This is a genomic window from Erwinia sp. Leaf53, assembly GCF_001422605.1.
Taxonomy (GTDB): Bacteria; Pseudomonadota; Gammaproteobacteria; order Enterobacterales; family Enterobacteriaceae; genus Erwinia.
In genome coordinates, this window is record NZ_LMLK01000021.1 from 407953 (window position 1) to 419879 (window position 11927).

General features: G+C 62.5%; 8 protein-coding genes. 3 read left to right on the forward strand and 5 right to left on the reverse strand.

What is annotated here, in order from left to right; genetic code table 11:
• Positions 1–5: 5 nt before the first annotated feature.
• Complete coding sequence (locus ASF13_RS13620) at positions 6–872, reverse strand: oxygenase MpaB family protein (RefSeq protein ID WP_056237059.1); 867 nt, start codon at positions 870–872, stop codon at positions 6–8.
• Between the two features lie 23 nt (positions 873–895).
• The gene (bglX, locus tag ASF13_RS13625) at positions 896–3193 is read right to left on the reverse strand and encodes a beta-glucosidase BglX (protein ID WP_056237060.1); all 2298 of its coding nucleotides are present in this window, start codon (positions 3191–3193) and stop codon (positions 896–898) included.
• A 184-nt stretch (positions 3194–3377) separates the two neighbouring features.
• Here bglX and dld point away from each other — a divergent pair, with 184 nt between their 5' ends.
• Both dld and murF read left to right on the forward strand, forming a co-directional pair.
• Entirely contained in the window at positions 3378–5126 is a 1749-nt protein-coding gene (gene dld / locus ASF13_RS13630; protein ID WP_056237062.1) for a D-lactate dehydrogenase, read from the forward strand.
• 92 nt (positions 5127–5218) lie between these two features.
• Positions 5219–6667: a UDP-N-acetylmuramoyl-tripeptide--D-alanyl-D-alanine ligase gene (gene murF, locus ASF13_RS13635; protein WP_056237064.1), complete on the forward strand. Its 1449-nt coding sequence runs from the start codon at positions 5219–5221 to the stop codon at positions 6665–6667.
• 58 nt (positions 6668–6725) lie between these two features.
• On the opposite strand, the gene ASF13_RS13640 is transcribed toward murF, so the two are convergent.
• The 3 genes from ASF13_RS13640 to ASF13_RS13650 form a co-directional block, all read right to left on the reverse strand.
• On the reverse strand, positions 6726–9161 hold the full coding sequence (locus ASF13_RS13640; protein WP_056237065.1) for a DUF3772 domain-containing protein: 2436 nt from the start codon (positions 9159–9161) through the stop codon (positions 6726–6728).
• A 171-nt stretch (positions 9162–9332) separates the two neighbouring features.
• Positions 9333–10283: a D-alanyl-D-alanine endopeptidase gene (gene pbpG / locus ASF13_RS13645; protein WP_056237067.1), complete on the reverse strand. Its 951-nt coding sequence runs from the start codon at positions 10281–10283 to the stop codon at positions 9333–9335.
• A gap of 179 nt (positions 10284–10462) precedes the next feature.
• Positions 10463–11050 (reverse strand): Yip1 family protein, encoded by a 588-nt coding sequence (locus tag ASF13_RS13650; RefSeq protein ID WP_056237069.1) that lies wholly within the window; start codon positions 11048–11050, stop codon positions 10463–10465.
• Positions 11051–11266: 216 nt separating this feature from the next.
• Between ASF13_RS13650 and ASF13_RS13655 the strand changes: the two genes are divergently transcribed.
• A complete protein-coding gene (locus ASF13_RS13655; RefSeq protein ID WP_056237071.1) occupies positions 11267–11842 on the forward strand; it encodes a DedA family protein in 576 nt (191 codons plus the stop codon).
• The last annotated feature ends 85 nt before the right edge of the window (positions 11843–11927 follow it).

Sequence of the window (11927 nt, forward strand, 5' to 3'; positions counted from 1 at the left end):
TAGCCTCAGCGCCCCATTCGCGCCATTGCCCTCTGGTACGCGCCACGACGTACCGCCCAGCGCAGCAGTGCGGCAATCAGCCGGATGCGGCCGCGGATCACCCGCCGCCGCAGCGGGCTGAAACGCAGCGAAAACCCCTGCTGCGCCCACTCAGGCAGCAGTTCGGTACCGGCCAGCAGGATCGCCTTCATCGCCGGCCGCGCCTGCCACGAGGGGGCCGGCGCGTTCATCAGCAGCGCCAGCACCTCGCGGGTGCGCGCGTCACAGCGCAGCTGCGGGCGCATCCGCTGCAGGTAGGCCGCCACCTCCGCCACGCTGGACGGCACCTGCCGCGCGCCCAGCGCTACGGCGACCAGCGCCGCTTCCGCGTAATAGCGATCCTGGTCGGCCAGGCTGAGGTGGGGATTCCTGTAGCGCAGATGGGCGGCGAGGAAGCAGCAGGTTTCCGCCACGTGCACCCAGGTCAGCAGCGCCGGATCGCTGGCGGCGTAAGGCACGCCGTCGGCGTCGGTGCCGGTGATGTGCAGGTGGATCCGCTTCACGCGTTCGATCAGCGTCTGCGCATCGGCCCGGTTACCAAAGGTGGTGACGGCAATAAACTGGCTGGTGCGCCGCAGCCGCCCGAGCATATCTTCGCGGAAGGTTGAGTGGTCCCACACGCCGGCCAGCGCCAGCGGGTGCTGCATCTGCAACAGCAGCGCGGCGATACCGCCGCACAGCATTGAGGGAAAATCGCCGTGCACCTGCCAGACCGCGCTGTCCGGGCCGTAAAGACCCGGATCGCCCGGCGGCTGCGACAGGTCAAACTCGTTCAGCGACAGGCCGTTAACGCGAAACACCTGCTGCTGAATGCGGTCTCTGAAGTTCAGCATCTCCGTCGCCTTACCCCGGTTCCTTACTGATAAGTGAACTCTGCATTCTGCGTACGCACCGAATCCAGCCCGATCATCACGTCAAATTTGCCCGGTTCCGCCACCTGCTGCATGCGGGCATTCCAGAACTTAAGCGCGTTGACGTCGATCGGGAAGGTCACCGTCTGCGACTCGCCGGCCTTCAGCATGATCCGTCTGAAGCTCTTCAGCTCTTTCACCGGACGGCTGATGCTGGCGACCTGGTCGTGCAGATAGAGCTGCACCACGGTGGCACCGTCGCGCCTGCCGCTGTTGGTCACCGTCACGCTAGCGTCGATTTTGCCGTCACGCGGCAGCGTGGTGGCAGACAGCGTCACCGGGGAAACGGTAAAGGTGGTGTAGCTCAGGCCGTAACCAAACGGATAAAGCGGGCCGTTGGCCTCATCGTAGTAGTGCGAGGTGTATTTGTTCGGCTGCTCGAAGTTGTACGGACGCCCGGTGTTCAGATGGTTGTAGTAGATCGGCAGCTGGCCGACCGAACGCGGGAAGGACATCGGCAGCTTGCCGGACGGATTGTAGTCACCGAACAGCACGTCGGCGATGGCGTTACCGCCCTCGGTGCCGCTGTACCAGCTCTCCAGCAGCGCGTCGGCCTGCTGGCTCTCCCTGACCAGCGCCAGCGCGCGGCCGTTCATCAGCACCAGCACCAGCGGTTTGCCGGTGGCTTTGACGGCCGAAATCAGCTTACGCTGGCTCTCCGGCAGGGTCAGATCGCTGCGGCTGGACGCTTCGTGCGCCATACCGCGCGCCTCACCGACCGCCAGCACCACCACGTCGGCTTTTTTCGCCGTTTCTACGGCTTCGTCCAGCAGCTGCTGCGGCGTGCCGGCGTCAACGCTGACCGCCTGCTCGTACAGGTTAAGGAAATCCTGCACGCCTTTGTTATCGGTGACGTTAGCACCTTTGGCATACAGCAGGGTCGCTTTGCCGGCGGTGGCGTTTTTCATCCCCTGCAGCAGCGTAACCGACTGTTTCGCCACCCCGGCCGCCGACCAGCTGCCCATCATATCGATCTGGCTGTCGGCCAGCGGGCCGATCAGCGCGATGGTGCCGCTGTTTTTCAGCGGCAGCGTGTCGAGGCGGTTCTTCAGCAGCACCTGGCTTTTGCGCGCCACGTCACGGGCCTCAGCCCGGTGCAGGCGGCTTTCGGCGTTGGTGTCGGCCGGGTCATCTTTGGCCGGGCCGAGGTGGCTGTAAGCGTCGTTAAACAGCCCCATATCGTATTTGACGTTGAGCACGTGGCGCGCCGCGTCGTCGATTTCCGCTTCGGTGACCGCTCCGCGCTTCACCAGCCCCGGCAGATACTTGCTGTAGTACTCGTCGCTCATGCTCATGTTCACGCCGGACTTGATCGCCACCCGCACCGCGTCTTCCGGGTCGCTGGCTACGCCGTGTTTGATCAGCTCTTTGATCGCGCCGTGATCGCTGATGGTGATGCCCTTAAAGCCCCACTGGTCGCGCAGCACGTCCTTCAGCAGCCAGCTGTCGGCGCTGGCCGGCACGCCGTTCAGCGAATTCAGCGCGACCATCACCCCGCCGCTGCCGGCGTCCAGCGCCGCTTTATACGGCGGCAGATAGTCCTGGAACAGCCGCTGCGGGCTCATATCCACCGTGTTGTAGTCGCGCCCGCCTTCCACCGCGCCGTAGGCGGCGAAGTGCTTGACGCTGGTCATGATCGAGTAGCGATCCGCCGGGCTGTTGCCCTGCATCGCCTTCACCAGCACCCGGCCCATCTCAGAGGTCAGGTAAGTATCTTCGCCAAAGCCCTCCGATCCACGCCCCCAGCGCGGTTCGCGGGTGACGTCGACCATCGGTGCCCAGGTCATATTCAGGCCGTCGTCGGCGGCTTCATACGCTGAAATGCGGCCAACCTCCGCCACCGCGTCGGTGTCCCAGCTGGCGGCCAGCGCCAGTGGGATCGGGAACTGGGTGCGCTGCCCGTGGATCACGTCATAGGCAAAGAACAGCGGGATCTTCAGGCGGCTGAGTTCCATCACCTGATCCTGCATCTGACGAATATCGTGCCGGGTCACGGTATTGAAAATTGCCCCCACCTGGCCGTGCTGGATCATCTCGCGAATGGCCTCTTTCGGCGTCTCCGGCCCGACGCTGATCAGGCGCAGCTGGCCGATCTTCTCATCAAGGGTCATTTTCTTCAGCAGGCCGGTGACGTAAGCGTCGCGGGCTTCCGGGGTCAGCGGCCGGGCGCTGGCAGTGGTTTCAGCCAGCGCAGGCTGCAGGGCGAGGGTGGCAGCAAAGCTGGCCGCATAAATCCATTTCATCAGATGATTATCTCTCAGGTGACCAGAAGGGTTAACTGTTGATGGCCCAGGGTAACAAGTTGATTCAGTGTGTCATACCTTGAGGATAGCAGCTAGTTGGCGCACTATGAATGTTGTATGAAACCCCTTTCCCTGACGGTGCCGAGCGCCCGGCCAGCGGAGCCACCACTGAAAAGGACCGCCGATGCACACGCCCTCCCCTGCAGGAAAAGCCCTGATTGCTGAACTGAGCCGCATCGTCGGCCGCCCCCATCTGCTGAGCGAACCGGCGCAGACCGAGCGCTACCGCAAAGGCTTCCGCTCGGGAGAGGGCGACGCGCTGGCGGTGGTATTCCCCGGCTCGCTGCTGGAGCAGTGGCGCGTGCTGCAGGCCTGCGTGGCCGCCGACGTGATTATCCTGATGCAGGCGGCCAATACCGGCCTGACCGAAGGTTCGACGCCGAACGGCAGCGACTATCCACGCCAGATCGTGATTATCAGCACCCTGCGCATGGACAAAATCCGCCTGCTGGACGAGGGCAAACAGGTGCTGGCGTTTCCCGGCAGCACCCTCTATCAGCTGGAGAAGGCGCTGAAGCCGCTGGGGCGCGAGCCGCACTCGGTGATCGGCTCCTCCTGCATCGGTGCCTCGGTGCTCGGCGGCGTCTGTAATAACTCCGGCGGCTCGCTGATCAGGCGCGGCCCGGCCTATACCGAGCTGGCGCTCTACGCGCAGATCAACGCCGACGGCAAGCTACAGCTGGTCAATCACCTCGGTATCGATCTCGGCAGCAGCCCCGAGCAGATCCTTACCCGGCTGGACGACGACACCTGGCAGCCGTCTGACGTGCGGCAGGACCCGCGCCACGCCTCCGACCCCGACTACGCCGAACGGGTGCGCGACGTGGAAGCCGACACCCCGTCGCGCTTTAACGCCGACGCCCGCCGCCTGTATGAGGCCTCCGGCTGCGCCGGCAAGCTGGCGCTGTTTGCGGTGCGGCTGGACACCTTCGTCAGCGAACCCAACCAGCAGGTGTTCTATATCGGTACCTCAGATACCGCAGTGCTCGACCAGATCCGCCGCCATATACTGGCGAACTTCAGCCATCTGCCGGTGGCCGGGGAGTATATGCACCGCGATATTTTTGATATCGCCGAGCGCTATGGCAAAGACACCTTCGTAATGATCGACAAACTCGGCACCGACAGAATGCCGCTGTTCTTCGCGCTGAAAGGCCGCGCCGACGCGCTGCTGGCAAAGTTTAGAGGGGTGAAGCCGCACCTCAGCGATCGCCTGCTGCAGAAGCTGACCGCCCTGCTGCCCGCCCATCTGCCGAAACGGATGAAGGCGTACCGTGACCGCTTCCCGCACCACCTGATGCTGAAAATGTCCGGCGACGGCGTGGCCGAAGCCCGCGCGTACCTGCAGGACTTTTTCCGCGACGCAGAGGGCGATTTCTTCGAGTGCGAAGGCAAAGAAGGTGCCCACGCCTTCCTGCACCGCTTCGCGGCGGCCGGGGCGGCGGTGCGCTACCACGCTGTCCATCATGAGGAGGTGGAGGATATTCTGGCGCTGGATATCGCGCTGCGCCGCAACGATCGCGACTGGTTTGAAACCCTGCCCGCTGAATTTGACGAATTTATCAGCCACAGGCTCTACTACGGGCACTTCTTCTGTCACGTGTTCCACCAGGACTACATCGTCAAAAAAGGGGCGGACGTGCACGCGCTGAAGGAAAAAATGCTGGCGCTGCTGCACGAACGCGGCGCGGAGTACCCGGCCGAGCACAACGTCGGCCACCTGTACAAAGCCCAGCCGCAGCTGCAGGCGTTTTACCAGCGGCTTGACCCGACCAACAGCTTTAACCCGGGGATTGGCAAAACCACCCGCGAGAAGCACTGGGGCGGCTGCGGCTGCGGGAAAGCGGCGGTGCCGGACGCGTCGCCGCGCTGAAAACCGCGCGGTGAATTGTTTTTTCAGCGGTTTGCGTTAATAGTCAACACTATCACGGACTCAGGATCGGCCACCCGGGTGGCGGAGGAACTATGGCGGCAGAGGCAGAAAAGCGTGTTTCCCCAGCAACGCAACACCTGTTTGCAGATAAGGATCGGATCTGGACGGCGGAGGAAGTGCAGGCCGCCACCGGCGGTGAGTGGGTGACGCCGCCGCCGCCGGGCTGGGCGGCCAGCGGCTTATCGATTTACGCGCCGGCCTGCCAGCCGGGTAATATGGCGGTGGTCCGCAGCGAGGCGGATGAGAGCGGCATGCCGGCCAGAGCGGCCCTGCGGCTGGTGCCGCCCCCCGCCTGCCTGATCACCACCGATCCGGCCCCACTGCTGCACAGCGGGCTGCCGCTGCTGAAAATCAGCGAGGGGTTTACCGCCATCATCAACCTGGGCCGCTATGCGCGCGACCAGATCCGGGGCAAGGTGCTGGGCGTTACCGGCAGCGCCGGCAAAACCACCTGCGTGGCGATGCTGGCGGACGCCCTGTCCGCCTGGGGGGCGAGCAGCAAAAGTGCGCACAACGCCAACCTGCCGCGCGGCGTGGCCTGGAACCTGGCCTCCGTCCCACGGGATACCCCGCACGTCATACTGGAGATGGCGATCGGGCGGATGGGGGTCAGTTCACGCATGGCCCGGCCCGACATCGCCATTTTCACCAATATCCAGCCCGCCCACCTCGGGGAGAACAGCACCGTTCGCGACGTGGCGTTAACCAAAAGCGCCATCTTCTTCGGCATGCAGCCGGGCGGTATCGCCATTCTGAACCGCGACATGCTGGAGTGGGAAACGGTGCACCAGGCCGCCACCGCGAAAGGGCTCAGCGTGCTGCACTACGGCAGCCATCAGAGCAGCGACGCCCGGCTGATCGCCTATGATGCGCTGCAGCAGCGCGTGACGGCCGAGGTCTGCGGGCAGCCGCTAAGCTATTCGCTGGCGGCCGGCGGCAGGCATATGGCCCTCAACAGCCTGGCCGTGCTGGCGGCGGTCTCGGCGCTCGGCTATCCGCTGGAACCGGCCCTGGCGCGCCTGGCCGGCTTCACCGCCCTGGCGGGGCGCGGCGAGCAAAAGCGGGTGACCCTCAACGGCACCGGCTTTGAACTGATTGATGACGCCTACAACGCTAACCCTGGCTCAATGCAGGCCGCGCTGGAGCAGCTCAGCGAGCGGCCCTGCAGCGGCAGGCGTATTGCGGTGCTGAGTGAGATGAAGGAGCTGGGGCCGGAAAGCGAAGGGTACCACAGCCAGCTGGCGGCGCAGCTTAACGACAGCAGCATCGACGGCATCTGCCTGGTCGGCGCGATCTGGCAAGGCTGCTGGGCGCAGCTTAAACCGGAGAAAAGGATCGCCCTGCTCGACGATCCGCAACAGCTTAAGCCGCTGCTGCTTGCACAGCTGCGGCCTGATGACACCGTGCTGTTTAAAGGTTCTAACAGCACCGGACTCCACCAGATCGTCAGCTGGATCGACGGCCAGCCAGGGGCACTTTAACCCCATCATTATGGGGAGCGCCGTCTGACCGACCCTTCGTCGCTCCCCGCGCGCTGAGTTACGGCTGTGGAAGATCCTCGCCGCGGCTGCGGTGCGGCCGGTCAATAATCATCGTCTGCGGCGTCGACAGCATCACCCCCTCTTTACGTAAGCGGGTCAGGATATCGAACAGCAGGTCGCTTTTCGCCCCGCCGACCTGGCGCGGGCTGGCGACGTTGCCGGTCACCGACAGCACGATTCCGGTTGCGGTGAGGTCCTTAAACGACACCGACGGCTCTGGCGTCTCCAGAATGCGTTCATTATCGGCATAGACGTCGAGCAGCAGCTGGCGCACCTGCTGCGGATCGATATCCAGCGGGAAGGTCAGGGTGATGGTCGCCACCCCCTGCGCGTTGCCCATCGTCGCGTTGCGCACGTTCTGCGAGATAAACTGCGAGTTGGGCACGATCACCGTCGAGCGGTCGCTGAGCTGGATTTCGGTGGCACGCACGTTGATACGGCGAATATCCCCCTCAATACCGCTAATGCTCACCAGATCGCCGACCTTCACCGGCCGTTCGGTCAGCAGGATCAGGCCGGAGATAAAGTTCTTCACGATCTCCTGCAGGCCAAAACCGATACCCACCGACAGCGCGCTGACGATCCACGCCAGCTTGTTCCACTGCAGGCCCATAACCGACAGCGTCATCAGGATCACCAGCACAAAACCGATATTGCTGAACAGGGTGACCAGCGACACGCGCATCCCTTTGTCCATCATGGTTTTCGGCAGGAAATCGTGCTCCAGCCAGCGCTTCACCGAGCGCAGCACCCACATGCCGACCACCAGGCACACCAGCGCGTTAACCACGTGCGCCGGCACGATATTCAGCGACTCCAGACCCTTGCCGCCCCAGAACTCAATCGCCTTCTGCACCAGCTCAATCGGCGTGGCGGTACCAAAGGTGCCGTTCAGTATCGCCATCGCGGCGACCAGGATCAGGATAGTTTTACCCAGCGCGCCGAGCAGCGCGGCGACCTGGCCGAGATGGCGGGCATCAATGTTCAGCGAGGTCTGAATGCGTTTGCCGGAAGCGGTACTAGTGGAGAACAGGCTCTCACAGCCGTCCGCCACCAGCTGGCTGAAGATGTAGAACAGGCCAAAGACGATACCCACCCAGATCAGCTCATAGCTGAGGAAGCGCGCCAGGGTGATATAGCCGACAACCAGCGTAATCATGATCGCCACGCCGGTCAGCGTCAGGCCCATCTGGATCAGCCCGGCCAGCGTGGTACGCGCTTCGGGCTGGTGCCCTTCCAGCAGCATCCGCCGGCGCACGCGGTTGGTACGGAAGCTGATCGACAGCGCGGTCGCGCCGACCAGCAGCGCGGTCATGCCGTTGGCAAAGATGGTGGTCCCCACGCTGGTGTTGGCGCTGCTGTTAAAGATCTCCACCGTCTGGAAGATAAACACCAGCGCGGCGGTCAGCGGCGGATAGGGTTTCAGCGCCAGCGCCACCTCGTTAGAGATATTTGGCAGGCGCCACGACGGCCGGCGGGTGGAGAGAAACGCCCGCCCCAGCCCGGCAATCAGCCCGCAGAAAATACTCAGGCCCACCAGCTTGTCGGCAAAGGTGCGCACGTCGTCCACCACCTGGTCATGGCGGGTAAACGCCTGATCGAGGAAGTTAAACGCCAGCACCACCGCGCCAAGGGTGGTCAGCGCCGTCGCCGCCGCAAGGAAGCTGCGGCGCATGCGCCCTTCCGGCAGATGATTGATCCCCACCCAGGCCAGAAACTCTTCCAGATAACGCCGGCCAAGGGTGGCTACCAGCACCGCCGCCAGCGCCCAGGCGATAGTGCCGAAACGCCAGCCATCGGACCAGGAGAGCGCCGCCGTGGTGGCCAGTTCATCAACAAAATCGCTGATTTTGCTGCTGTCTTCCTCCTGGGTGTTAAACAGCGGTGCCCAGAAACGCGGACCAAAAATACTGCCGGCGTTCAGCGCCAGCTGGGTCTTCAGCGCGTCACGGCGCAGGTTAACGATCTGCGCCGACAGGTTTATCGCCCCGCTTTTGATCGCGGCAGCCTGTTTCACCTGATCGTCCATCTTCGCTTTCTGGGCTTCCAGCTTGCTGCGCTTGCTGGTGACCTCGGCGGTCTCCTTTACGCCGCTGTCGGCGGTGGGGGCCGGGCCAAGCACCGCCAGCTGCGCCTCCAGCTGCGCGCGCTGCGGAACGATGCCCTGCATCAGGGTATCCGCCGCGCCGGAGAGCTCCAGCGACATATCGTTGAGGATATTCAGCCGCCCGTCGTTGGTTTCGCCGGAGACCTGCTGTTTGATTTTATCCAGCACCTTCTGCATTTTTGGCAGCTCGGCGGCGGCGTTGACCACCTTTGGCGCGCCGTCGCTGCTGGCCTGAGAGGTGTCGCTGTCGGCCGCGTTGGCCCACTGCGGTGACAGCACCAGCAGCATCAGCAGAAAGACGCGAAGAAACGTTGAGAGGCGGGACATGAAAAGGTTCCTGATACCTGTAGAGAGGCGCCGGCCGGCACCACCAGTTTAATCCGATCAGTTTAGGCGTTTGCCCTGGCCGATACACTAAGAATAAGCAGAGAATGCGGGCAGACGGCATGCGCCTGCCGCGCAGGGTGAACAGAACGGCGGGACACCCCGCCGCGCACGTCACTCAACGGCGCTGTCGTCGACCACGCCGTTGTGGGCCACCTGCCCCGCCTTCTGCTTTTTATAGCTCAGCGCAGCGGCCGGGACCGCGGAAACCTTGCCGGTTTCGATCCACTTACGCAGGCGGTTGGCATCGGCAAAGTGGGTATATTTGCCAAAGGCATCCAGCACCACCAGCGCCACCGGCCGCTGGTTAATCACCGTGCGCATCACCAGGCAGTGGCCGGCTTCATTGGTGAAGCCGGTTTTGGTCAGCTGAATATTCCAGTCCGGGCGGTAGACCAGGTGGTTAGTGTTGCGGAACGGCAGCGTATAATTCGGGTGGCTGAAGCTGGCCATCTCTTCGCGGGTGGTGCTGAGCTGGCCAATCAGCGGATAACGCTTAGTGGCGATCAGCAGCTTAGTCAGATCGCGCGCGGTGGAGACGTTCTGAATCGACAGGCCGGTCGGCTCAACGTAACGGGTGTTGCTCATGCCCAGCGCGCGCGCTTTGGCGTTCATCGCGCGGATAAAGGCGTCATAGCCGCCGGGATAGTGGTGTGCCAGGCTGGCGGCGGCGCGGTTCTCCGACGACATCAGCGCCAGCAGCATCATATTTTTGCGACTGATTTCGCTGTTCAGCCGCACGCGGGAGTAAATGCCGCGCATCTCCGGGGTGTGGCTGATATCCACCTTCAGCATCTCATCCATCGGCTGCTGCGCGTCCAGCGCCACCATCACGGTCATGACCTTGGTGATCGAGGCGATCGAGCGCACGCGATCGGGATGGTTGGCGTAGATAACGTTGCCGTTATTCAGGTCAACGATCATCGCGCTGCCGGAGGCAATTTCCGGCTGAGCGGCCGTTTTTAATTCAACCGGCGCGGTACGGGCCATGGCAGAGGGCAGCATCCCCTGGGCTGAAAACAACATGGCGAGGCTTAACAGAGATAAACGAATTTTTGCAGGCATCGGTTAGGGACTTAACGGCTGGTTGTTCAGGTGTGGGGTACACACGCCGCCACGCATCATAAAAACCGGGTTTGATGGGGCTGGCGCAGGAATAATACGCCGCAACCCCAGACTTTTCCTACGAATTATTCGTTTCCGGGCGTAACCAACTGCCGCCGGCCGGGCCGGCGGCACAGCGGTCAGAACAGCTGATAACCGTAGCCCCACATGATGACGGTCAGCGCCAGCAACACCTCCAGCACCAGCACGCCGATCGCCAGCGTTGAACCGGACAGGCGCAGGCTCTCTTCCCGGTCAATACTGAGAAACTGCGGGATGCCGACGTACAGCAGATAACCGGTATAAGCCAGCGCCAGCGTACCGACCAGCGCACACAGCCACACCAGCGGGTAGAGCGCCACCAGGCCGCTGAGGAACAGCGGCGTCGCCACGTAGCCGGCAAAGACCATACAGTGGCGCAGCGAGGGCCGCTGCGGATAGTCACGCGCCATCCACCAGATCACCCGGCCCATCACCGCCACCCCGGCCAGCATCAGCGCATAGAACAGCACCGCCAGGCCCAGCGCGCTGGAAAAGGATAACAGAATATTGTCACCGGCCCCGACGTTCCAGCCAATCTGGGTGGTGCCAATAAAGGCACAGATCACCGGAATCAGCGCCATTAACAGCACGTGATGGGTAAAGTGGTGTGACAGCGTTTCATTTTCCTGCTTAATGTCACGCATCTCACGATTCGGATGCGCAAGAAGTCCCCATACATGGTTCATATCTTCACTCCTCTGAACAACGAACCGCCAGCGGTCTGTTTTTCGGGCGGCATCAGGGTAAGTATAAGCAGGCCGCCACGCTTTATTGTGCGGCAACGCATAAATATCAGTAAGCGGTTCAGTAACAATAAGAAATAATCTCCCGCAGAGGGTATTGCCCGGACGCGCGAATTAACGCCTAAACTGAGTCGTCTGAAAATCCATGGGAGTCTCATTGTGCCGATCGATGTTAATACGCTTATTTCACAGTACGGCTACTGGGCGCTGTTTATCGGCTGCCTGGCCGAAGGCGAAACCTTTACCCTGCTTGGCGGCGTAGCCGCCCATGAAGGCCTGCTACGCTACGGCTGGGTGGTGCTCACCGCGATGTGCGGGGGCGTGCTCGGCGACACCGCGCTGTTCTTTATCGGCCGCTACTACGGTGAATCCCTGCTGCAACGGCTTACGCGGCATCAGCAGCATATTGAACGAGCCAACAGGTTGATCCATCAACGGCCGGTGCTGTTCGTTGTCGGCGTACGCTTTATGTACGGCCTGCGCCTCATTGGCCCACTGATCATCGGTGCCAGCCGCCTTGCGCCGCGCCGCTTTCTGTTGCTTAACCTGTGCGGTGCCGCACTGTGGGCCTTTCTCTTTGTCTCGCTGGGCTATTTCGCCGGTGGCGTGATTGCCCCCTGGCTCCACCAGCTCGAGCATCATCTTAAACATCTGGTCTGGCTATTGTTGGTCGTCGGGCTGGTTTGGGGTGCCCGGCGGTGGCTGAAGCATCGGCATGCCAGGCAGCAGCGTTAATGACCTCAGGTGATAATTAACGCCAAAAAGTGACAATAACCACAAGATTTACTTATTTAAAAATGTAAAAAATAATTTCACACAG

What these genes read in the sequence shown, in the direction of transcription:
- ASF13_RS13620 (WP_056237059.1), bottom strand. Translation starts at nt 872, where the DNA reads ATGCTGAACTTCAGAGACCGCATTCAGCAGCAGGTGTTTCGCGTTAAC.
- bglX (WP_056237060.1), bottom strand. Translation starts at nt 3,193, where the DNA reads ATGAAATGGATTTATGCGGCCAGCTTTGCTGCCACCCTCGCCCTGCAG.
- dld (WP_056237062.1), top strand. Translation starts at nt 3,378, where the DNA reads ATGCACACGCCCTCCCCTGCAGGAAAAGCCCTGATTGCTGAACTGAGC.
- murF (WP_056237064.1), top strand. Translation starts at nt 5,219, where the DNA reads ATGGCGGCAGAGGCAGAAAAGCGTGTTTCCCCAGCAACGCAACACCTG.
- ASF13_RS13640 (WP_056237065.1), bottom strand. Translation starts at nt 9,161, where the DNA reads ATGTCCCGCCTCTCAACGTTTCTTCGCGTCTTTCTGCTGATGCTGCTG.
- pbpG (WP_056237067.1), bottom strand. Translation starts at nt 10,283, where the DNA reads ATGCCTGCAAAAATTCGTTTATCTCTGTTAAGCCTCGCCATGTTGTTT.
- ASF13_RS13650 (WP_056237069.1), bottom strand. Translation starts at nt 11,050, where the DNA reads ATGAACCATGTATGGGGACTTCTTGCGCATCCGAATCGTGAGATGCGT.